A 21,627-nucleotide genomic window follows, 5' to 3' on the forward strand; every position below is an offset into this window, starting at 1 on the left:
GATTGCCCTGCTCAACGACGTCGCGGCCACCGACCCCCGCTACGAGGACTTCTCCGTCTGGCACTACCGCACGAACTCCTGGTGGATGACGTGTGCCTGTGGCTACCCGTCCTGTGCCTCGTGGAGGCTGAGCGTGAGCGCGCGGGGATCGTCGCCCACGTGGGGTGTTGCTGGACGTGTTCCGCGTCATCGACGACGACTATGCGCCGGCCGTGACGGTGGCCGAGCTGGTCCGCGACGGTGTCGCCCTCGGTGTCGCGGCCGCAGCGCATGTGGCGCGACCGAACGCGATGCTGCCTGAAGGGGCACTGGTGGCCACGGTCACGCCGGAGGCCTACGCCGGGCTCGGCGTTGGGGTCATGGACCTGAACCGCTGAACGCTGCGGGTCAGAGTGCCGCTGGGGCAGAACACCCGTGGGCTTTCGCCGAGCGTTCGGCGAAAGCCCCGAGCGCGGCACGCTCGTAGGCGAAGCCCGGTGGCTCCGCGGTGTCCTTGCGATCAACGCCCCTATCCCCGGCGGCCTGCAGGGTGAACAGGGCTACTCCGTCCGGGCACTTGGCCGTCGACCAGCTGACCGGGCCGTCAGCATCGCGCTGTTGGGCGGGGATGTCGGGCGACGGCATGCCCTCGCCATAGCTCCGCTCCTGGTAACCGGCGTACGCCTCCTGCGCGTAAGGGCCGAACTGGGCACTGAGGATGTACCGCGTACTGACGTCCGCGTCGGCCAACCGGCAGATCTCGTACGGCGCACCCCCACGGTCCGTCTCGGTGGCGACGGACACCCCCCGCGCGGTGGGGATGCCGGAGCAGGTCCCGCCTGCTGTGCGGAGCGGCTCGTACTCGTCCTCGGACACGGGCAGACCGAGACGCCGTACGTCCTTTCCGATCTTGGCCCCGCAGCCCAGCTTCTCCGACACCTTTACCGCGGTGGACGTGGCGATCCTGGCGTATTGCGGCCGGTTCGCGGGATTGTCCAACGTAGCGTCGCGCAGCTTGGTCCTGACGGTGACGGACAGGCCGTCGACCTGGCTGCTCTCGGCGCAGTCGAGGACCAGGCTCGTGGTCGCGTGCTCGGTCGGTGAGTCGAAGGAATCCTTCGGATCCTCCATGTCCGCCCCGAAGAGACCTGACCAGCCATGTCCCACCGGTACGGAGACAACGTCCGAGAGGTTCGCCTGGTAGAGGGAGTCCCTTCTCTCCTCGACGGAGGCGGTGTCGAGAACGCTGACCTCGGCGGAGCCGCCACCGTCGACATCCACCTGGCATTCCGCCACCAGGTCCCCGTCACCCCGGTCGTGGACCTCGACCTCCCCGGACCCGAGAACTCCGCGCACCACGTCCCGGTCGAGGAGACCGTCACAGGCGCCGTCGAGCGCCGAGTTGTCGCTCCAGCGCTGGAAGTCCCCGTGCACATCCAGATAACCGAGAACACCAGCGACCGTAACCGCCAGGGCGAGCGCTGCCCGCAGGACGATCCGCCTCGTCACCATCCCTGTACCTCCCCGAGGAACTTGGTGTCATGGCAACGCTGTTGCCGGGGCCAGCCGTCGGGGTCGGTGAGATAGCCGTCCATGAGTTTGCGGGCGTCGCGCGAGAGCCCGCTCCGCTCCGCCTCGGTGAGCGTGCGCTCGTAGGTGTCCTGCTCGTCGTAGCCGTAAATACTTTCGTGCATGTAGACGGCCACGCGGTGATAGGTGTTGCCCGCGGCGCACGTCGACCTGGCCCAGAAGATGAGTTCGAGCTGCTCCGCACCGTCCGAGAAGGCCGTGGTGCGCCGCTCTTCCGCGGAGTCGAAGGTGCGGTCCGTGATGTCGTACTGGTCCACCGCGGCCGAACTGAGCGGTCCGGCCCAACTCGCCACGGACACATCGGCGATGGTGCCGTCCTCCGGTGACGGGACGGGCTCGGTCGGATCATCGGGATCCATGAGCGTGGCGGTGCAGACGCTGAGCAGCCGGGAGTCCTGCAGGTCACCAGTGGCAACCCAGGTCCCGGGAAAGATCGACCGCTTGGAAAGCCCACGGCACTTCCTCGCCTGCAGCCCCGGCTCCTCCACCCGCGTGGTCTCACCGTCGATGCTGTCCGGGTCCGCGACCGTGTGCTCCTCGTAGGTGTCGACCATCCGGGTGGGTACGGCCAGCGGGGTCCCCCCGCACTTCTGCCGCGCGGTGATCCCATTGGCGACCTGAACGGCGGTCCGGAAACCCGTGAGGTTCCGCGCCTGTTCCCCCTTGCCGGGAACGGGCAGATCAACCTCGGCCATGACATACATGTCCTGCACTTCACGCACCTGGCCGTCGAGCCCGCCGGGACACTCGGCGATGATCCAGGGCGACGTATCCTTTCCGACTCTCCCGGTCAGGCCAGGTACCTCGTACTCCTCGTCACCCCCGCCGGCCGCGACCTCCACCGACATCGGCAACGGCGAGATCAACGGGACGGCCCGCACTCGCGCCGAACCATGCCCCGGCCAGGTCACCGCACAATTCACCAGCGAGCGACTCGCCTGCCCGGGCTCCAGCAGGGTGCCGTACTGGGCCACTTCACCCGCGACCTCGTCGGGCACGAGCCCCTTCAGCTCGTCATACGGCAACAGCCCACCACAGGCACGCTTCAACTGCGCCCGGTTGGCCGCCGCGTGGCCACCGCCGCCGGAACCGTCACCGCCACCGAGGGCGGCGACAACTACCCCACCGCCGATCAGGACGAGCGGCAGCGCTGTGAGCAGCGGTCTGCGGAACCGCTGTGGTACCCGAGTCATTTCGGTGCGGTCGTGGGGATCAGCGTCGGCGAGGCGGGAAGGTCTGCCGCTTCCTTGCACCCCACCACTTCGGCCATCTTCCGCAGCACCGGGTAGAGGACGGAGACCTGGAGCTTCTGGCGCTCGGCTAGGGGGAGATCCGAGTCCGGACCGGTCATGCTGGCGAGAAGGTAGTGCTCCTCATCGGGGTTGAGCTTCGGGACGGAGGCGCTGCACTTGACGAGTACGTAGGCCATCCGCCCATTGGAGAAGGCCCTGTCGGCCACGGAGAAGAACGCCGTGCCGGAGGTGTCAGAAGGGTTCCAGGGACCGTAGGACCAGCCGAACTCGATGGTCATCCCGCGGTCCGTCGTGTCGGACAGAACCACTCCGCACGCCTTCACATCGGTGCCCTTGGCCTGCTTCAGCTCATCGGCAGTGTTCGCGAGACCGCTGTTGTACGACGACTCTTCTACCTTTCTTCCGGCGAAGAGCTTCTCGAAATCCTTCCTCGCCGCCGGGGACAGAGAGGAGTCACAGACTTCCTTGGCGAGCTGCGGGACCGATGTCTTCTCCTCTACGTCAGTCCCGTTTGAGCAACCCACCGCAGCCAGGGCCAGCAGCGGCAAGGCGGCCGCGGTACGGGCGAGTGTCCTACGCTTCGCCATGCCTAGTCGTCCTCCGTGTAGGCCGTGCGAGAACTCTTACCTCGGTCGTATCCAGCCGCTGCCGCCTCCGTGAGCTGTCGATGTTGAGTTGAATATTCCTCGATTCCATGCGCCGTGATGTAGGCGGTGATCGGGAGGGCCGCACGGCTCTCCCCAGTGGTGGTGTATTTGTCCTGCGCCTGGTTGATGGTGTCGTTGGCGTTCATCTCGTACTTCTCGGCCGTGTCGTCGATTCGCTGACCCACGAAGGTCTCCAACGCTCCACCAACGGTTTCCGCAGCCAGGGGAACGGCGATTGCCGCGCCTGTGCCTCCGGTTGCGATACCGACCGCACCTCCGATGACGGCGCCAGTACCCCATTTGATCCACTCGGTGGACTTACCGAGCTCTTCCTGCTGTTTCTTTGCGTCACCCGCGAAGTCCGCTTCGATCTGCTTCATCCGGGAATCATCGAGTACGCCCTGCGCCTGGGCGCCCGTACTCACGGCGGACTCGGCTTCGGCCATGTTGTGCGTCGAGTCGAGAACGCCGAGTGTGTACGCCTGCTGTGCCTGGGACATCGCCGCGTGGGTGTCCTCGTTCTGTCCCATGACCGAGAGGAAGTCGAGGGCGTCACTCCGGGAAATCTCGGCGTGAGCCTGCCCCTTCGTGTCGTACAGGGGGTCGCGCGCGTCGCCGTTGCGATCGCCGAAGTCCGAAACCCCGTTGTTCAGGTCATCGATGTACGCGGCACCGACCTTGCTGAGACTGTCCTCGATACCGGCCCGTTCGTGCATGAGTTCCGGATGGTCACCGTAGGTCGTGACGAGACGGTCCATGACGGCCGCGCCTTCGGTGGTCCGGTGCAGCGGTGGAACCTCGGATCCGTACGACCGGCCGATCGTGGCCGACTCAAGGGCATGGCCGAGCGAGTCGTAGCCGGCGATCTTGTCGCGGTCGCCGCCGAATGCCGTGTCGTGGGGCCAGTCGCGGGACTTGGGGTCCTCGCTGCCGCCGACCAGGTAGTCGAAGTGCTTGTCGTCCGAGAGGAACTCGGCCGACGCCTCCGGGTTGTGACCGAGGGCTTCGAGGAAGCCGGTCATCGGGTCGTTGCCGCGGTCGTTCTCGGAGCCGAAGTTGAGGTCGCCACTGTTGAGGGTGCCGGTCCAGAGCCGGTCCAGCCCCAGTCCATGGCTGGCGTCCCCGTCGTTCCAGGGCTTCTCGGCCTTGATGATGGCGTTGCCGTAGCTCTGCAGGAAGTCGCTGTCGTACTCCCCGCTGCGCATCAGGTTGCTCATCACCTGGAATCCGTACGGGTTGCCCGCGTCGTCGACTTCAAGGCGCTGCGGTCCGAGCTCGATCATGTCGTGCTTCCAGTCCGCCATGGCCTTGCTGTCGGACTGGGTCGCGTTGCCGAGGGTGGTGCCGAGTTGATTCTGGAGGTCCTTGAGGAGCTTCTCGCGCTCATCGGTGCGGCCGTAGTAGTTGTCGGCCGGGTCGGCCATCTCGGACCAGAAGGCCAGCGTGCCCTTGGGCCCGAGGCCGGTGGCGAACATCTCGGCGAAGCGGGGGTCCTTGACCGCCTTGAAACCCCCCTTGCCGTCAGGGGTGATGGTGGTGTCGTTGCGATGCTCTTCGAGGAGAGTGTTGAGCTCCGTCAGCTCCTGGTCCGTCATGTCCTTGCCCTTGCGGGCCAGTTCCAGGGCACGGGCTGAATCGCGGGCCGCGTCGGCGTCGTTGAGCGAGGTGTAGACGCTGTCGTTGAAGTTCGCGTTGTCGCCGCCGAGGTTCTTGTTCAGCGCGTAGCAGGCTTCTTCGTCGGCGTCGGTGGCCTTCTGAAGGATGCGTTCCAGCTTGACGACGATGGCGTCGATGTCGGCCCGCTGCTGGCGGATGAGGTCCTGGCCGTCCGGGTCGTGGCGGGCCCCGTTGTCCTGGGACAGGTCGTGGCGCGCGGTGACCTCCCCCTTGGTGCTGACGTGCAGACCTTTGTTCTTGGCCTGCACATCCGCGCACTCACGCAACTCCGTCTGGTAGGCCGCGAGCTTGGTACGCAGGTCACTGAGAATCTTGGCGACGCTGTTGGCCTCGATCCCGGCGTCCTCGAACTCCTGCTTGGCCTCGGTGGTCTTGGTCCCCGCATACGCGGCGGTCATGACCGGCTGCCGCCAGCCCGCGTCCTTGTACGGCCGTTCCACCCGCTCCCCGAAAGAGGTGTGCAGGCCCTTGAACTTGGTAGAGGTCTCCACCCACCGGTCGGCGGCGCTTTTGAGGTTGCCAAGCTTGAGGTGGTAGAGCTGCTCGTACGTCGGCATCGGCCGGACTTCTCCCCGTGAAGCTGGTCGTGTAAGGCTGGCTGGAACGTGCTTCCGCTCAGCCGAAGGGCGACGGCTGGACGGACTTCACGGTCTGGGTGTTGACCGACTCGACCTCTACGTAGTTGCCACCCGTGGTGCCGAACCGGGTGCTGAGATCCCGGCACCGGCCGACCAACCCGTCCACCTGGAGGGACCAGACCGACGCGAGACTGTTGAGCGCCGCGCCCAACCCGCCGCTCCAGTCGGCGCTGAAGTCCGCGGCCGCCGAACGGGTCTCGTCGAGTGGATGGTTGCCGGCGATCCGTGTGTCACCCGCGATCTCCGCCGCCCCGTTCCCGGCCTTCTTCAACGATTCCGGGTTGTCAACGTCCGTACCGCCTGGCATGGTTTGCTCCTCTTCACCCCGTGAGACCGCCAGTGAGGGTGAGATTACCGTAAGAGGATCAAGTCGACCTCGTTGCAGTTTGCCGAGGTAGAAGGTTTTCGGCCGCCGTCCGGGCATGGCTGTGCGCAGAAGATGAGGTTCCCCCGGATACGCCTGCCAGCGCTTCAGCCAGCCGTTGATGAGCTGTCGCTCGCCTCTCGGAGTGCTGAGAGCTCACCTCACAGACGGGCTAGGCTGCGGCCAGTTCGAACCACACGTACTTGCCCCGGTTGCCGTTCCGTGCCAACGGCTGCCACCCCCACAGGTCGGCACAAGCACGCACCAACGCCAGGCCTCTCCCTTGCTCTGCCTCTCCGATCAGTTCGAACTCCTGCGGTGGCTCGGGTGGTTCGGGGTCGGCGTCCCACGCTCCGATGCGCAACACGTCCGCCGACCACCGCACCCTGAGAGCAGCGGGCCCTTCCGTGTGGCGCACGGCGTTGGCAACCAGCTCTGTTGCGAGCAGTTCCGCGGTGTCGACCAGGCGGATCAGGCCGTGCATCGTCAGGATCAAGCGAAGGGTGCGGCGGCTGATAGTGACGGCTCTGAGGTCGTTCGGGATGTACAGCGTGTATTCCCAAGGGGCGTTTTCGGGCATGTGGCAACTCCGATTCGGTGGTGGGGGAGATGGGGGTCTACGGGTGGTGGGCGGTGGCATTGCCGCAGCCGTCGTGGCAGGACGGAGCGGTGCACTTCCGGGATCCCGATGTTCCGTAGCGTGTGCGTCGCGTCACTCAAGGTTGGTATTGATTTCTATACTTTGCAAGCCGGTCGCGTAATCTGACCCCGAACGAGTCGCGCCCGCTGGCGCGTTGAGAGGAGCACGCGATGGCACTGAGGCGTGAGCCGACGGCACGTCAGATGCGACTGGCTACCGAGCTGCGCAGGCTTCGCGATGCGGCCGGCATCACGGGCCGTGAGGCGGCGGCGGCCCTGGGGGTGAGTTCCGCACAGATCAGTCAGATCGAGACGGGCCTCGCGGGTGTGAGCGAGAAGCGGCTACGCCACCTGGCCGCCAACTATGCCTGCTCAGACACAGCACTGATCGATGCCCTCGCAGCCATGGCGACCGATCGGACGCGCGGTTGGTGGGAGGAGTACCAAGAGCGCTTGCCCACGCCCTACTTGGATCTCGCCGAGTTGGAATATCACGCGAGTCATCGATGGGACGTCGACTTCCTGCATGTGCCGGGTCTGTTGCAGACCGAGGCATACGCCCGAGCGCTCTTCTCCTACGTGAATGCCGAGTTCCCGCAGAGCGAGGTGGACTTGAGGGTGGAGCACCGCATGAAGAGGAAGGCCATCATCGAGCATCCCGACCCGACCCCGTACGAGGCGGTGATTCATGAAGCGGCACTTCGTATCCGAGTCGGCGACCGTTCTGCAACCCGTGCCCAGCTCGCTCGAATCCTGGCGCTGTCCGAAGCCGACCACGTCAGCGTCCGTGTGATCCCCTTCGACCTGGACGAGTTCGCCGGAGCTGGAGGCGCCATGGTGTATGTGGGCGGCCCAGTTCCCAGGTTGGACACCGTCGTGCGCGATGGCCCCCACGGAACTGGGTTCATCGATGCCACAGCTCAACTGAGCCGCTTCCGAACACTCTTCCGTAGGCTGGAAGGGGTGTCACTCGACCCCGAACGATCGCGCGACTTCATCCATACGTTGGCCAAGGAGCTGTGAGCCACATCATGACCACCCCCGATACCTGGCGGAAGTCGAGCTACTCCGGTGGCGGCGAAGGCAATGCCTGCGTGGAGATCGCAACTCGCCTCACCCGTATATCCATCCGCGACTCCAAGGCCCGGACCCGGGCAACCCTCACCTTCCCGGCCGGAGCCTTCAGTCCCTTCATAGAAGCTCTGAAGGCTCACCCCGATGGCACCGAGTTCGCGAGGCTCCGAGGCTGATCCGCCTGCTTCCCCAGGGCTGTGGCGTGGCCGAACCTGTGATTACTGCTGGGGCGGCCACTGGCCGTGAGGCGGGGTCTGCTGTTGCTGGTACGGATTGTGCTGCTGCGACGAGACCGGTTGCTGGTACGGGTTCTGCTGCAGCGCGTAGGGCTGCTGGCCGTACTGAGGAGAGGCCGCAGTGCCGCCGGGGCCGCCGTTGTTGTTCCTGTTTCGCCTGGATCGCTTGACCAGCAAGAGCACGATCAAGCCGATCACAGCCAGGCCCACAACACCAATGACAGCCCAGATAATCATCGCCTTTTGGTCGGCCTGTGCCTGTTTCTCATCGGATGTACCGGGCGCAGCAGCGGCCGACTTCTCCTTCAATGATTCCGGAACAGTGAGTGGGCCGTACTTCGAGCCGGCCGGGATGTTGTCCTTGAGAGCGGCGAGCGGCTGGATGATGCCGTAGCCGTAGCTCTTGTCAGGGACGGACAGGCCCTTCTTGGAGTCGGGCAACGCTGCGGTCTTTACGAGGCGGTTGGCGATCTGGCCTGCTGTCAGGTCAGGGAATTTGGAGCGGAGGAGGGCAGCCGCGGCCGACGTGTATGCCGCCGCGTCGGAGGTGCCGTTTGCCGCACGATAACCGTTGCCGGTGCCCTTTGCGGAGACGATGTTGGTGCCAGGGGCTGACAACGCGACAAAGTCACCAGGATTGGATTGCTCCCAGATCGACCCGTCGTTCTCTACGGCGCCGACTCCAAGGGCTCCAGGCGAAGCGGCCGGATAGCACTTACCGCCCTTGTCTTCTTCATTTCCTGACGCGCCAACGACCAGCACATCGTGGCTCAGGGCATAGGCCACAGCATCCGAGACCTGTTGTACTTTGTCGGGGTCGCTGGAATCGAAACACATGGAGACGTTGATCACGGACGCACCATGGTCAGCGGCATATCGAATAGGTTCAGCGAGGCCCGGCCCGTCGGTACCAAAGGATCGGATGGGTAGGATCTTTGCTTCCGGTGCCAAGCCGATTACGCCATCGCTTGAGCCGTGTCCACGTGCAGCAATGATCGATGCCATGGCTGTGCCGTGATCATCGCCAGGATCTGGAGTAGCGCTACCCCCATCCATGAAGTCCTTACCCGCAAGGACATTGCCCTGGAGGTCGACTTGGCTGGCGTTCACGCCGTCGTCGATGACGGCAACGGTTACACCGCTTCCCTTTGAAAGCTTCCACACTGAGTGGGCGTTGAGGGCGTCCAACGCCCATTGGTCCTCTCGCACCTGGTCTGCTGAGGCAAAAGGAGCAGAGACGAACAACAGCGCAGCAACCAACGCGCTGCAGCCAGACGCGCGCTTTACCTCGGTGAAGCCCATCCGTGTGTTCCTCCCTCGGGCCGGTGCGAATGCGAAGGCGTATCGGACAACACCTTCGCACCTTCTTGCTGCGATCGCTGTGGGGCTTACTCGCCGATGACTCGGGGCGCCACGTTACGCTGCGGGGTCCAGGTCTCCTCATCCTCGACGAGGTAGTCGGGACGCTCGCTCTCGCGCTGTTCCTCTTCCTTGCGGCGACCGGTGCGCCCACCGGGGGCACCGGCGACGCCACCCTTGCGGACCGCGCTGGCTCCCTTACCTGCCGCACCACGGCTGTTGTGCAGACCCGAACCGCCAGTAGTGCCCTTGCCGCCCGCGCCCGTACCGGCCTTGGGCGTTCCACCGACCACGCCACCGCTCCCGCGAGCCAAGCCTCCGGAACGTGCAGCACCGCCTCTGGCGCCACCCGTTCCAGCGAAACCGTCTACGCCCCCGGCGCGCCCTGCCCTACCACCAGCACCGACGCGGCCGGCCATGCCGCGAGCTGCTCCGGCTCCAGCCGCCCCGCCAATCGCACCACCCACGAAGCCGGAGCCGCCGACGCCGCTGCCACCAGTAGCTCCACCGCCGACCCTTCCGGAGCCAGAAACGGGGGATGCTCCAGTGTGACCAGTGGAAATACCATCGATCGCCATGCCGACATTTCGCTGTGGAGTAGTTGCCTTGTGTGCACCACCGGTGATACCTGAGGGTGAAGTAACAGATTTCGACGAACTGATGCTGCTCGTCTGACCAGTCCGTGCTGAACTCGATGACACACTCTTCGCGATTCGAGACGCGCGGGCAGTTGGAGTGGCGACGGGCGTGGGGGCAACGCCGCCAGGGTCGCCCGGATAGTCTTGCACTTCATCGCGTTGAGGAAGTTTGTTCCACGACCCCATAGCCATAGCCTGCGAGTTGTACGCCGCCCCCAACGTCTCCATCTTGGAGGCCATCTTCAGCTGCGCCTCCCGCCCCGCCGACAAGTCGTCATGGTTGCGGTCGAGGACCTCCTGGGCGCCCTTCCCGGCAGCGATGTCCTTGTCCGTGCCCTCTTCGCTGCGCGTGAATCCGTCTCCGGCGGAATTGAAGAAGCTGGACACCCGGCCCGGCTTCTCCATCGCCATGACCTCGTCCTTGATCGGACCCAGCGCGGCGCCGACGTTCGACATCGCTGTCGACGTGTGGCTGGCGTACTTCGCGGTGTTGCCGATGCTCTTGCTGACCTGCTTGGCCTTGGCGGCGAATCCGTCGGCGGCGGCACCCGTCCAATGGGCCTGGATGCGGGTGACCTCCTTCTCGAACTCCTCCTGGATGGCGACGAGTTGGGCCGACAAGCCGGACCAGCCCTTGGCAACGTCCGTCACGAGGTCAGGCCTGGCATTGCTGAGCATGGCCTTCATCTCGTCCATGTTCTTGCCAAGCGCGAAGTTCGTCGTGTGCTTCGCGTTGAAGCACATGTTCATCTCGGTGTAGTCGTAGTCGATCTGGCCGTCGCTGTCAGCCATGTCCCCGTGTCCCCTCGTCACCGCTGTTGCCGCACATCTCGGCCTGCACCCCGTCCATGGACCCCTGGTACCTCTACTGTCCCGCGTTCGGGAAGCTCGCCTGAGTCTCGTAGTCGGTGTCCTGGTACGCCCCGTGCGTGTACTTCGTCTTCCGCCCGAACTCGTCCATGACGGTGTTGAGGTACCTCACCGCGTCCTCGATGTACGTCTTGATCTCGCTGTGCGCGCCGGCGAGTTTGTCCGCTTCGTCGAACCCGGTGCCGAGGGCGCCCGGCGGGAGGTAGGTGTTGGTCGCCGTGTCCGTGCCCGCCTTGCCGAGACCGCTCAGTACCTGGTTCAGCGCGGCGACGGTCTTTTCCAACTCGTCGAGATCGACGCGTACTTGTTCAGCCATGTCCAGCTCCCCGTTGTTACCCGCACCCAGCTCGCATCGTCGGCGGCCGTGACCCTGACCGCCGGCATCAGACGCGTGCCCCGCGGCCGACCTCACCCCGTTCACGAAACGCCATCACCGAACGTCAGCTGGCGTATCCAATCCGGTGTACTACCACTTTAGTTATGTCCACTGACAGAAAGAACGTCAGCCGAGGTGGGTGGCGAGATCGAGATCAGCCCGGCTCACCTTCTTCACATCGAGCGGCGAGGGAGCACGCCCGCTCAGTGACGCCGCCGCACATCCCGGCACTCGACCTCCGGAGAGCCGCCGTACGACTCGACGACGGTCCCGTCGGATCCGGTCGTGCCGTCGAGGCACAGCTCGCCTCCCAGCAGCCGTAGGTCGAGGGTGAACTTCACCCGGTCCCCGGAGCGTTGCGGACCTTCGATGCGCTCGTCGATGTAGCCGAGGTCGTGCAGGGTCTGCCGGACCTGCTGGGGTGATGCGGTCGGGGTGTCCGCCAGGGCCCTGGTGATGCGGCGGCTGTGGATGCGGGCCTCGCATTTCTCCGGGGAACCCAGTTCCGTCTCCTGGGCTGCGGCCGAGGGGTCCCGGGGTTCCGAGGTGGGCGTTGGTTCGTCCTCCGGGAGGAGGGTGGGCGGCTGACCGGTGAACTGCGGTGGCTCCGGTCCGTCCTCGGACACCTCAGGGGCCGCGGTGGGCAGATCCTTCATGCACGGCTCCGCGAGGGCGAGTTGGTGTTCCATGAAGGGGAGGAAGTCCGACCCCTCGGTGTCACTCGGCCCGGCCGAGCCCACGGGGAGAGGCGTGGCCGAAACCGCCACGGCCCTCCCGGCGGACTCGCCCTTCGCGTCGCCGTCGCCCGCCCGTTCCGTGCCGCAGGCGGTGAGGGCGAGGGCGCACAGTGTCCCGAGGACAACCAGTGCGGTACTGCCTGGACGGTTCGTTTCTCTGTCACGTCGCTTCATGCTCGAAGTGTCGGTTCAAGCGGCGTCCCGGGCATGAGTACGCCTACTCAAAGAGGTCTCCCGGCCTCACCCGTACGGCTGACGACAAGAACCGCTGCCCCGAAGGGACTTCGCAAGTCCCCGACTTCACCCGCGCGGGCGGCGCACGAGGAGCGCGTGGCGTACCTGCCGTACGGGGTGCTGTTCCCGAACTGCCCCGGTGCGCCTCACAGTTCCCGCCTCAACCACCCCACCTGGTTGGACTGACACACGATCATCGTGATGTGCTTTCGCGCATCACGATGTCGGCCACGGGGTGACTACGCATGACGGTGGACGCAGCCGACGACCCGGCGCACGGTCCGGGGGACGACCTGGGCAGGGGCCAACGGGCCGCGCTGGCGGCCGAGATCCACGATCTGTACGACGGTCAAGGCGACGGCGACCGGCTGTTGGCGGCCTTCCGGGCGGCGGCGCTGTACGTGCCGTTGGTCGAGGGCGAGGCGATGTGCTCCGGCGAGTCGGACGGCGTCCGCTGGTTGTACGCCTTCACTTCCACCACCGAGTTGGAGCGTTTCGCGCGTGCCCGTCTCGGGTCGGGGACCGATCCCGGGTGGGAGAACGGCCGTATTCGCTACTGGACGGTGTTCGGTTCCCGGCTGCTCGACGTCGCCGTACCGGCAGCTGTCGCCGAGGCGCGGACCCCGGCCGGGGTGGCGGTGGACGTGGGGGGCATCCGGCCGTTCCTCCTCCCTCCGCTGTCCGGAATCGTCCCGGACCCGGTGGCGGTGGATCTCGAGTTGGATCCCGCGGAGGAACTCATGGAACGGCCGTCCTCGACGAGGCTCCATAGCGCGGAGGAAGCGTGAGCGACGGTTACGGAGCGGACCCCGAGGTCCTCAAGCAGGCCGCCAAGGGCATCAACCAGACGATCGAGGAGCTCCAGGGCGTCGGCATGGTCGGCGGGGGCGCGGTCGGGCGTGGCTTCAGCAGCCTGCAACTGACCCAACTGCAGATGGGGCACACCGGGTTGGCCAAGGTCTTCGCCACCTTCGCGGAGCGTTGGGAGTGGGGCGTGAAGGCGCTGGTCGACGAGGGCAACGAGATCGCGGAGAAGCTCGACCTGTCGGCCGGTTACTACCACGAGGCCGAGGAGTACGCGGTCGGGGTCGCCAAGGACTACGTCGTGGCCTCCTTCGGTGATCCGGCCCTGTCCGGGGAGGACACCGAGCGGATGTCGTGGAGCCAGGTCGGGTCCTCGGCGAAGGGGAGCTGGACACCGGACCTCTCCCAGGAGTCGGCGTCCGCGTCCCTGCAGCAGATGGGGCAGACCTGGCACGCCACCGAGGAGGACCTGACCACCAGCGGTCAGTACGGGACGCAGCTCAAACTCGGCGGAGAGTTCGTGCGGGAGTCGGTGGACGCCGTCACGCCCGAGGACGGTCCCTGATGGGAGTTCTGGGGGAACTGGAAGACCTGGCCGAGGGCGCCAACCAGGGCATCGCTGACGGAATCGGCGCGACCGCGGGTGTCGTGGGCGACACGTTGGACTCGGTCGGGCTGGAGTCCGTCGGGGAGAAGGTCCGTGACGGCGCCGAGTACTACGCCGGTTTCACCAACGCCGTTGTTCCCGAAAGGGAGTTGGGGGAGACCGACCAGCCGGGCGAGCTGATCCACGGGTCGACCGGTGATCTCGAGGAGACGATCGGGCATCTGAAGGCCTTCGCCACCGCCTTCGAGAACGCCGGACAGGCGTTGAAGAAGCTCGACCCGGGGCACTGGACCGGCACCGCAGCCGAGTCGTTCCGGGACACCTTCACCACTCACCCCGGGAAGTGGCTGACCGCGGCCGACGCCTGCACGGCCGCGATGGACGCGCTGGCCTCGTACGCGCACACCGTTTCCTGGGCGCGCGGGCAGGCTGCCGAGGCGATCGAGCAGTGGCGTGCCGCTGAGGCGAAGAGCTCCGCGGCCCGGCAGAAGTACGACCAGCAGGCCTGGGAGTACAACCGGTACCAGGGAGTCCTGTCGCTCGGTGGCGAATTGGGCTCCACCGCGGCCGCCCCCACCGCCCCGGGGGATTTCGTGGACCCCGGCGAAGCCGGCCGCGAGACGGCCCGCGAGACCCTCGGGCACGCCCGCCACGTGCGCGACTCCGCCGCCGAGACCGCCATGACCAAGGTGACCGGCGCCTTCGAGGCGGCCCCGGCCGAACCCGGCGCCTGGGCGAAGTTCAAGGCGGCCCTGACGGACGCCCCCATGGCCGTCAACATGGAGCTGGAGCATTTCGCCGGCGGTTTCCTCAAGGGCGGGATCGGGCTGACCCGCATGATGCGGACGGTCAACCCGCTCGACCCGTACAACCTCACCCACCCCGCGCAGTACCTGCGGAACGTCTCCATCACCGGTATGGGGCTGCTCACCTCGGCCAACCACCCCGTGCGCACCGCCAAGTCGATGGTCGGCTCCGGCTGGTCCACCGACCCGTCCGAGGCGTTCGGCACCGCCGTCTTCGACGTCGGCATCGACCTGCTCACCGGCGGAGCGGGCGCTGGTGCGGGCGCGGCCCGCCGCACGTTCACCGCGGGCGCGAAGGACGCCATGGAGTCGGGGGTGGAGCGGGGCGCCCGTGAGGGGATCGGGACGGCGGCCGAGAGCGCGGGGGAAGCGGCCACCAAGAACGTGGCCAGGGACGTCGCCAAGGAGGGCCTGCCGGACGGCTGGACCCTCAAGCAGGGCCAGGAGGCCGCGGACGTCACGGCGGACGCCGCCAAGGATGCCGCGCGTGACAGGTGGGGGAATGTCTCCGGCTCCGGGGACGGTTCACCGGCCACGGAAGCAGGCGCCAAAAGCGCTGCCCCGGACTGGGACGATCTCGGGGACCCTGTCAAGCACCAATCGGCGATGGCCGATATCTCCGACGGAACAGTCACGTTCAATGGCAATGCGGACGCGCTGCAGTACGGGGCCAAGCACTGGAACGACTACGCGGAGAACCTGCCCGCCGACCAGCAGGCGGCGGTGCGCAGCTATACGGGGTCCGAATACCAGAAGATCAACGGGCTTCTACGGGGCAACGACTACTACGACACACCGGTGGTACGTCAGCAGATCGAGCAGATCGACAGGGCCCTCGCCGGAAACAGGCTCCCTGAGGACGTCATCGTCACCCGCGGCACGGACCTGGGACACTTTCTGGAGAAGATTGCCGCCGACGACCCAAGAGGCATGGTCGGTGAGGTTTTCAACGAGGAGTCCTACATGTCGACCTCGCTGGGAGACACCGTATTCAGCAACAAGGAAGCCGTCCTTCATCTGCGAGCGCCTGAGGGAACCCCGGGTTTGTGGGTGGAGAAGCTGAGCCACTACGGCTCCGACGAGCGTGAACTGCTTCTCGGCCGCGGCAACGAATACACGATTACCAAGGCGTTCAAGGACGCGAACGGGCAGTGGCAGATCTACGGAAAGATCCATTGATGAGTGAGCAGCACGGGCCGGGCGGGCACTCCGAGGAGAGGCCGTTCTCCCGGCTGGCGGATGACCTGCAGCCACGGCGGGTCGGCGGCCCGGACGACTACGGGCAGCGGGCTGACGGTCCTGTCCAGTACGTGGTGGTGGCCAACATGGAGGGAATTCTGGGGGCGGCGTGGGTGTCGGACGCGGAGGAGGCTTTCGGCTACGTCGTGCGCCCGGAATTGGGGCCCACCGCCGCCAACGCCAGCGGCTTCTGGATCTCTCGTCGGCGATCCGCGAAACAGCGGGGACTCGCACCCACCGAGGCGTTGGCCGAGATGGTGGCGCAGCAGGACGGACTTCCGTTCGAGGCGTGGGTGGTACCTGGGCCCTGGCGGGAGGCTCCCAGCCTGGTGACTCTCAAGGAAGAGATCAAGGGCGACGGCACGTGGGACCGGAACCCGCGCGACCTGAAGCTGAACGTGTATCCGGTGATCGCCCTCCACGGCGAGAAGATGCGCGTCCCCGAAGTGACCGAGAAGATGCGGCGCTCCGCCCGACGCCAGCCCCACAGAACGATATTCGCCATCGATCCGGCCTACGACCCGCACGGCGAGGTCCCGGAGCACAGGATGCTGGGCGGCTGGCTCATCGACGAGCACGGTGAGATCCGCGACGGGTTCTACGCCAATCCCTCCTACGAGCCCACCCTCACCGCGCTGCGGTGGCGCGCTCCGGAGAACGAGCTGGAGCGTGCGCTGCAAGGTGTCTGGACACGCCACGGCACCGCTGAGGCGTTCCTGGACGCTTTCCGCGAAGGCACCGTGCTGGTTTCCGTCGAGGCAGACGGAAAGCAGCTCCGCTTCGTCCAAGACGATGCCGGTGCACGCCTCCTGTACGTCTACACCAGCACCCAGTACGTCCCGGACGACGGTCGGCAGGTGCGGGCGATGAACGGGGGGGATCTCGCCAAGGGCCTGTTCGGCTGCACAGTGGCCATCAACCCCGGCAGCCGCCCAGGTATCACGATCCCTTCATCCGATCTCGCCGTCAGCGCGTTCGGATAAAGGCCGGCGTAACGACGGTTCGGCGCCGAGACGGCCTTCCCGCCGGGCGGGCTCGGGTGCGTCTCCCGCCTGGACCGCCCGGACCGCCCTGGCCGCCTGGACCGCCCGGACCGCCCGGGCGTCGACGCCCCCTCGCAGCCGCCCCGGCCGCACGGTCCGCCCCGGCCACCCGGTCCGTACGGCGACTCTGGCACGCCCCGGCGGCGGGCCCTCCGGTTCAGGCCCGCCGCCGCGGTCGATCGTGTTGTGCCCGGCTCGTGTTGCACACGTTCCTGACTCGTCCGGGAACCTCCGGATGTCAGGTCCGGTTGACCCACACCCCCGCGTCGCCGAAGCCGAGAACGTCGGCGCGATTGTCGCCGGTGATGTTGGCGACGAAGCGTGGGTGCTGGTCGACACGCCAGCCCCCGGCGTCGTAGCCGAAGTTCGCGATCACCCTGCCGGGGGCGTCGAACCGACCCCCGCCGAGCGCGCGGGACACCCAGACGCCGGCGTCGCCGCAGCCCACGACGTCCGCGCGGCCGTCGCCCGTGGTGTCGGCGAGGAACCGCGGGTGTTTCTCGACGCGCCAGCCTCCGGCGTTGTAGCCGAAGTTGTTGATGGCCAGGTTCATCGGCTGGAAGGTGCCGTCGCCGTTGGACACCGCCACCCAGGCGCCCGCGTCGCCGAAGCCGATGATGTCGGCCTTGCCGTCGCCGGTGGTGTCGGCGAGGAACCGTGGGTGTTTCTCGACGCGCCAGCCTCCGGCGTTGTAGCCGAAGTTGTTGATGGCGAGGGTCATGGGTTGGAAGGTGCCGTCGCCGTTGGAGAGAGCGACCCAGACTCCTGCGTCGCCGAAGCCGATGATGTCGGCCTTGCCGTCGCCGGTGGTGTCGGCGAGGAACCGTGGGTGTTTCTCGACGCGCCAACCCCCGGCGTTGTAGCCGAAGTTGTTGATGGCCAGGTTCATCGGCTGGAAGGTGCTGTCACCGTTGGACACCGCCACCCAGGCGCCCGCGTCGCCGAAGCCGATGATGTCGGCCTTGCCGTCGCCCGTGACGTCGGCGAGGAAGCGCGGGTGTTTCTCGACGCGCCAACCCCCGGCCACATAACCGAAGTTGTCCACGCTCAGCCGTGGCGTCTCGAAGCGGCCGTCGGAGTGGCCCGGCGACGCCCAGACGCCCGCGTCGCCGAAGCCGACGATGTCGAGCCGCTTGTCCCCGGTGATGTCGGCGAGGAACCGCGGGTGCTTGTCCACCCGCCAACCACCGGCGACGTAACCGAAGTTGCGGACCAGCAGTTGGGGCGCCCACCCCAGGTGCGCCGGGGTGAACTCGCACACCTCGAACGTGTTGGCCTTCATCAGGCAGGGAACGCCACCGTCTCCCGCGCAGTTCTCGCAGTTGCCATTGGCCAGACCGAACCGGCCCCAGGAACCGCCGCAGTCGCACTTGCTGTTGGCGTACTCGTCCGGGCAGCCGAAGATGTGCCCCGTCTCGTGGGCGAAGACCCGGTCGATGTTGTCCGGCCCCCACCCGTCGTTGGCGTACTGCATCACCAGCCTGGGGCCGCCGATGCTCGCGTACGCGAAGTGGGCCAGCGGGTACTTGGTGAAGAACCCGCAGTAGGTCCAGCGGGTGCCGAAGCGGCCGCGCAGGTCCTCGACGTACGCGCCCACCCCGGCGAAGTCCGCGCTGTAACCGATCGCGGCCATCGCCGGGTCGCGCCACAGCGCCTCCAGGTCGGCGGCGTTCGGGTCCGCGGGGACCGTCACGGCCACGTCCTGGATGTCGTAGGAGAAGCTGATTCCGGCGATGGGGTTGGTCGTCGCGTAGAAGCTCAGCCCGTTCTGGACCTCGGCGACGACCTTGAGGATCTCGTCGTTGGAGAACTGCAGGTCGGGGGTCGGCCCCTGCACGATGACGATGCCGACCGCGACCGTCCCCTCCAGGTAGGAACTGGTGGGTGCGGGCGCGGTGGCGTCCGCCGCCCCGGCCGAGAAGGTGGACGTGGGCGTGGGCACGATCGTGGTGCAGTCGGGCATGTCCCAGACCTCGGCGTGGCGCGGCCGGCGGCTCTTCGCCGCCCGGTAGCCGGCCGACTCGCGCAGACGCAGTGCGCCGAGTCCCAGCCGTTCCACCTCGGTGAGTCCGTCCGCGTCACCCGGCTCCGGGGCGGGTGCGGCAGCGGCGCCGGCCGGGGAGGTGACGACACTGACCCGGCCGTACCGGTGGATCGTGTGCCCCAGGCCGGGCCAGGCCGGGGCGGCGCCTCGTTGGTTGGCGTCCGCTCCGAGCACCGCACGTTCGGTGACGCTGATGTCGCCGGCCATCTCACACTCCGTTGGGGTTCAGGTCGGGCGGCCGGAAGTCCGGGTCGCCCCAGTTCCGGCCTTCGCCCAGCCTTGATGACTTCCTTGAGGGCCCTGACTTCCAGGCCTCGATGAACAGGAGCGCGGGCTCGTCGACTTGTCGTACGACGGCCTCGTCGCCCATGCTCGTGATCTCTCCGCGCGGGGAACGGGCGAGGGCGAGACGGCCGTCGCCGGACAGTTCCCGAAGATGCTCCGCCAGGTTCTCCGCGCTCACGCGGAACACCGTGATCCAGGGAGGGACACGGGCCACCACCGGCCAGTGGTCATCCACCGCGCCACCGTCGCGGGCCTCACCCACGACGAGGATCTCCGTGTCGTCCATGGCGGCCCCCGCTGCCCTGAGCGTCTAAGGACGCGGCGCGTCCCGCTCAGGGGGGAAACTCAACTCCCGGCACAGGTGGCCGTCAACGCGAAATCGAGCCAGATGGCCAAAGATGTACTGAACTATCAGGAAGAGTCAGATTTATCGGAAGTACCCCGCTGACCCACTGACGCGCTGACCGGCTGATCCACTGACCTGCTGACCCGCTGACCGGCTGACCTGCTGATCCACTGTCCACTGACCCGCCAGCTCACTGACCCAGCGTCGGCCGTCGTCCCGGTCGTTACCCCGCGACGGTGTCCCTCCGTACCTCCACCCGCACCCCCACCCGCACCCCCCACCCCTCCATCGCCCCCGCCTCCGCCTCCAGCACATGCCGCGACCGCACCCGCGGCAGCCCCAGTCGTCCCGGCCTCATCGTGCGTACGGCGATGACGCGGAGCCGGCGGTCGAGGTACGCGACGTCGATGGGGAACCGCATCCGGAACGTGTGCACGCTGCCTGCGGGGGAGAGCAGCAGGGCGCCGTCGACGGAGTCCCGCCCGAGCAGTCCCTTTGTCCGGGCCCGGTAGGAGCTCGCGATCTCCAGCGGCACGGCGAGAGTCTCCCGCTCCCCGTGCACGATCAGCTCTCCCCGGCCGTCCTGCCATCGCCCCATCCCGAGGCCACCTCCTCGTCATGCCGCTCCCGGTACTTCGGGGTTGATCCTCTCTCTCCTGCCCGGGTCAGGTGTCCGATGCGAATAATCGTCCTGATGACGGGGGTGTCGCCCGACGGTCACATCGAGGGCCTCGACCGTGACATCAGCCGGCACCGCGTGGACGAAGAGCTGCACGCGCACATGAACGCCACGGTCAAAGCCATGGGCGGGCTGCTTCACGGCCGGGTCGTCCACGAGCTCATGGCCGATCACGGGCCCACCGCCACCGCCGACGCCGACCCCGACGCCCCCGCCTCCGTCACCGAGTAGCGGGGGCCGGCCCGTGCCTCGTGGGGCCGGAAAAATGGGCGGCGCCCACCGGGGCCCTCCTGTCACGATCAGTTCATGACCTCCCGACACCCCCACACGTTCGAGGACCTCGTCGCCGAGGGGGCCGCCGTCCCCACCGCGGGGTGGGACTTCTCGTGGTTCGAGGGGCGGGCCACCGAGGCGCGGCCCTCGTGGGGGTACGCGCGTTCGCTGGCCGGACGGCTGGCCGGGGCCGCCGCCTCGCTCGACATCCAGACCGGCGGCGGTGAGGTGCTGGCCTTCGCCCTCGACCAGGGGATCAAGGCCCCCGTGCTCGCCGCGGCCACCGAGGGCTGGCCGCCGAACGTGGCCAAGGCCACCGCACTGCTGCGCCCGCGCGGCATCGTGGTCGTCGCCGCCCCGGAGGACGCGCCGCTGCCCTTCGCCGACGGCACCTTCGACCTGGTCAGCAGCCGGCACCCGGTCAACCCCCAGTGGACGGAGATCGCCCGCGTGCTCCAGCCCGGCGGTACGTACTTCGCCCAGCACGTGGGCCCGCGCAGCGTCTTCGAGCTCGTCGAGTACTTCCTCGGCCCGCTGCCGGAGGCACAGAGCTCGGACCGTCACCCCGAGCACGAACGCGCTCGTGCCGAGGCCGCCGGACTGGAGATCGTCGACCTGCGCGCCGAGCGGCTGCGGATCGAGTTCCACGACATCGCCGCCGTCGTCCACTTCCTGCGCAAGGTGGTGTGGATGGTCCCCGGCTTCACAGTGGAGGAGTACGCGCCGCGACTCCGGGCCCTGCACGAGCGGATCGAGGCCGAGGGCCCGTTCGTCGCCCACAGCAGCCGTCACCTCGTCGAGGCCCGCAGGCCGCACAGCTGAGCCGCACGGGCGCGGGCCGGCCGTAATCTTTCCGATCGTCAACTCCGGTTCGGTCCACGGCACTTCGCACCGTCGGCAGGGCCGGGGCGGCGGAGGTGCCGCGCCCCTTCTCGATTTGAAGCCATTGCACGTCCCGCCTCCAGGGTCACCGGGGGCCTAAATGGCTTCAAATCGGGCAACAGGCGCATCGCCGGTCGATCTGCCCCACATATCCATGGTCTTCACGGGGTGTCCACATCGTTATCCCAGGCGTCTCGCGTCCCGGCCGTGATTGACGTAAATTCAAGACGAGGCAATTCGCGCCAGCAAAGCTGCGCGGTGGCACCGCGCAGAGGAGGGGGCTGCGCGGTGCCGCGCCCACTTCCCGG

General features: G+C 67.3%; 22 protein-coding genes. 9 read left to right on the top strand and 13 right to left on the bottom strand.

Annotated features, from left to right (window positions below; translation table 11 throughout):
- Window positions 1-176 precede the first annotated feature (176 nt).
- Window positions 177-377: a hypothetical protein gene (locus ACZ48Z_RS36205; protein WP_468740146.1), complete on the top strand. Its 201-nt coding sequence runs from the start codon at window positions 177-179 to the stop codon at window positions 375-377.
- A 10-nt stretch (window positions 378-387) separates the two neighbouring features.
- Here the strand turns inward: ACZ48Z_RS36205 and ACZ48Z_RS36210 are convergent, their stop codons facing one another.
- The 6 genes from ACZ48Z_RS36210 to ACZ48Z_RS36235 all read right to left on the bottom strand — a co-directional run bounded on the left by ACZ48Z_RS36210 (window position 388) and on the right by ACZ48Z_RS36235 (window position 6,728).
- Complete coding sequence (locus ACZ48Z_RS36210) at window positions 388-1,491, bottom strand: hypothetical protein (protein ID WP_468740147.1); 1,104 nt, start codon at window positions 1,489-1,491, stop codon at window positions 388-390.
- Window positions 1,485-2,762, bottom strand: a complete 1,278-nt coding sequence (locus tag ACZ48Z_RS36215) for a hypothetical protein (protein ID WP_468740148.1) — start codon at window positions 2,760-2,762, stop codon at window positions 1,485-1,487. The genes ACZ48Z_RS36210 and ACZ48Z_RS36215 overlap by 7 nt, the downstream gene beginning before the upstream one ends.
- Window positions 2,759-3,409, bottom strand: coding sequence for a hypothetical protein (locus ACZ48Z_RS36220; RefSeq protein WP_468740149.1), 651 nt, complete (start codon window positions 3,407-3,409; stop codon window positions 2,759-2,761). The genes ACZ48Z_RS36215 and ACZ48Z_RS36220 overlap by 4 nt, the downstream gene beginning before the upstream one ends.
- Window positions 3,410-3,411: 2 nt before the next feature.
- Window positions 3,412-5,703 (bottom strand): hypothetical protein, encoded by a 2,292-nt coding sequence (locus ACZ48Z_RS36225; RefSeq protein WP_468740150.1) that lies wholly within the window; start codon window positions 5,701-5,703, stop codon window positions 3,412-3,414.
- 58 nt (window positions 5,704-5,761) lie between these two features.
- On the bottom strand, window positions 5,762-6,091 hold the full coding sequence (locus ACZ48Z_RS36230) for a hypothetical protein (protein ID WP_468740151.1): 330 nt from the start codon (window positions 6,089-6,091) through the stop codon (window positions 5,762-5,764).
- Window positions 6,092-6,320: 229 nt separating this feature from the next.
- Entirely contained in the window at window positions 6,321-6,728 is a 408-nt protein-coding gene (locus ACZ48Z_RS36235; protein ID WP_468740152.1) for an ATP-binding protein, read from the bottom strand.
- A 230-nt stretch (window positions 6,729-6,958) separates the two neighbouring features.
- On the opposite strand from ACZ48Z_RS36235, the gene ACZ48Z_RS36240 reads away from it, so the two are divergent.
- Together ACZ48Z_RS36240 and ACZ48Z_RS36245 are read left to right on the top strand one after the other, a co-directional pair.
- Window positions 6,959-7,810, top strand: coding sequence for a helix-turn-helix domain-containing protein (locus ACZ48Z_RS36240; protein WP_468740153.1), 852 nt, complete (start codon window positions 6,959-6,961; stop codon window positions 7,808-7,810).
- 8 nt (window positions 7,811-7,818) lie between these two features.
- Window positions 7,819-8,037 carry a DUF397 domain-containing protein gene (locus ACZ48Z_RS36245; protein ID WP_468740154.1) on the top strand — a complete coding sequence of 73 codons (219 nt, stop codon included), beginning with the start codon at window positions 7,819-7,821 and terminating at the stop codon, window positions 8,035-8,037.
- A 42-nt stretch (window positions 8,038-8,079) separates the two neighbouring features.
- Here ACZ48Z_RS36245 and mycP read toward each other — a convergent pair whose 3' ends face one another.
- The 4 genes from mycP to ACZ48Z_RS36265 form a co-directional block, all read right to left on the bottom strand.
- Window positions 8,080-9,399, bottom strand: a complete 1,320-nt coding sequence (mycP, locus tag ACZ48Z_RS36250) for a type VII secretion-associated serine protease mycosin (RefSeq protein WP_468740155.1) — start codon at window positions 9,397-9,399, stop codon at window positions 8,080-8,082.
- Window positions 9,400-9,485: 86 nt separating this feature from the next.
- A complete protein-coding gene (locus ACZ48Z_RS36255; RefSeq protein WP_468740156.1) occupies window positions 9,486-10,886 on the bottom strand; it encodes a PPE domain-containing protein in 1,401 nt (466 codons plus the stop codon).
- 73 nt (window positions 10,887-10,959) lie between these two features.
- Complete coding sequence (locus ACZ48Z_RS36260) at window positions 10,960-11,280, bottom strand: hypothetical protein (protein WP_468740157.1); 321 nt, start codon at window positions 11,278-11,280, stop codon at window positions 10,960-10,962.
- Window positions 11,281-11,543: 263 nt separating this feature from the next.
- Window positions 11,544-12,251 (bottom strand): hypothetical protein, encoded by a 708-nt coding sequence (locus ACZ48Z_RS36265; RefSeq protein ID WP_468740158.1) that lies wholly within the window; start codon window positions 12,249-12,251, stop codon window positions 11,544-11,546.
- Between the two features lie 305 nt (window positions 12,252-12,556).
- On the opposite strand from ACZ48Z_RS36265, the gene ACZ48Z_RS36270 reads away from it, so the two are divergent.
- Genes ACZ48Z_RS36270 through ACZ48Z_RS36285 form a run of 4 tightly spaced genes read left to right on the top strand, consistent with a single transcriptional unit; the run spans window position 12,557 to window position 16,750 of the window.
- A complete protein-coding gene (locus ACZ48Z_RS36270) occupies window positions 12,557-13,099 on the top strand; it encodes a hypothetical protein (RefSeq protein WP_468740159.1) in 543 nt (180 codons plus the stop codon).
- Window positions 13,096-13,680 (top strand): hypothetical protein, encoded by a 585-nt coding sequence (locus ACZ48Z_RS36275; RefSeq protein ID WP_468740160.1) that lies wholly within the window; start codon window positions 13,096-13,098, stop codon window positions 13,678-13,680. The genes ACZ48Z_RS36270 and ACZ48Z_RS36275 overlap by 4 nt, the downstream gene beginning before the upstream one ends.
- A complete protein-coding gene (locus ACZ48Z_RS36280) occupies window positions 13,680-15,707 on the top strand; it encodes a putative T7SS-secreted protein (RefSeq protein ID WP_468740161.1) in 2,028 nt (675 codons plus the stop codon). Before ACZ48Z_RS36275 ends, ACZ48Z_RS36280 begins: the two co-directional genes overlap by 1 nt.
- Window positions 15,707-16,750, top strand: a complete 1,044-nt coding sequence (locus ACZ48Z_RS36285; RefSeq protein WP_468740162.1) for a type VII secretion system-associated protein — start codon at window positions 15,707-15,709, stop codon at window positions 16,748-16,750. Before ACZ48Z_RS36280 ends, ACZ48Z_RS36285 begins: the two co-directional genes overlap by 1 nt.
- 298 nt (window positions 16,751-17,048) lie before the next feature.
- Here the strand turns inward: ACZ48Z_RS36285 and ACZ48Z_RS36290 are convergent, their stop codons facing one another.
- The 3 genes from ACZ48Z_RS36290 to ACZ48Z_RS36300 form a co-directional block, all read right to left on the bottom strand.
- Window positions 17,049-19,061 carry an FG-GAP repeat domain-containing protein gene (locus ACZ48Z_RS36290; RefSeq protein ID WP_468740163.1) on the bottom strand — a complete coding sequence of 671 codons (2,013 nt, stop codon included), beginning with the start codon at window positions 19,059-19,061 and terminating at the stop codon, window positions 17,049-17,051.
- A 1-nt stretch (window position 19,062) separates the two neighbouring features.
- Window positions 19,063-19,425, bottom strand: coding sequence for a hypothetical protein (locus tag ACZ48Z_RS36295; RefSeq protein WP_468740164.1), 363 nt, complete (start codon window positions 19,423-19,425; stop codon window positions 19,063-19,065).
- A gap of 283 nt (window positions 19,426-19,708) precedes the next feature.
- Window positions 19,709-20,083 carry a DUF192 domain-containing protein gene (locus ACZ48Z_RS36300; RefSeq protein WP_468740165.1) on the bottom strand — a complete coding sequence of 125 codons (375 nt, stop codon included), beginning with the start codon at window positions 20,081-20,083 and terminating at the stop codon, window positions 19,709-19,711.
- 78 nt (window positions 20,084-20,161) lie between these two features.
- On the opposite strand from ACZ48Z_RS36300, the gene ACZ48Z_RS36305 reads away from it, so the two are divergent.
- Together ACZ48Z_RS36305 and ACZ48Z_RS36310 are read left to right on the top strand one after the other, a co-directional pair.
- Window positions 20,162-20,395 (top strand): hypothetical protein, encoded by a 234-nt coding sequence (locus tag ACZ48Z_RS36305; RefSeq protein WP_468740166.1) that lies wholly within the window; start codon window positions 20,162-20,164, stop codon window positions 20,393-20,395.
- A gap of 75 nt (window positions 20,396-20,470) precedes the next feature.
- Window positions 20,471-21,259: a methyltransferase domain-containing protein gene (locus ACZ48Z_RS36310; protein WP_468740167.1), complete on the top strand. Its 789-nt coding sequence runs from the start codon at window positions 20,471-20,473 to the stop codon at window positions 21,257-21,259.
- The last annotated feature ends 368 nt before the right edge of the window (window positions 21,260-21,627 follow it).

This window comes from Streptomyces sp. NPDC031225, assembly GCF_055570355.1.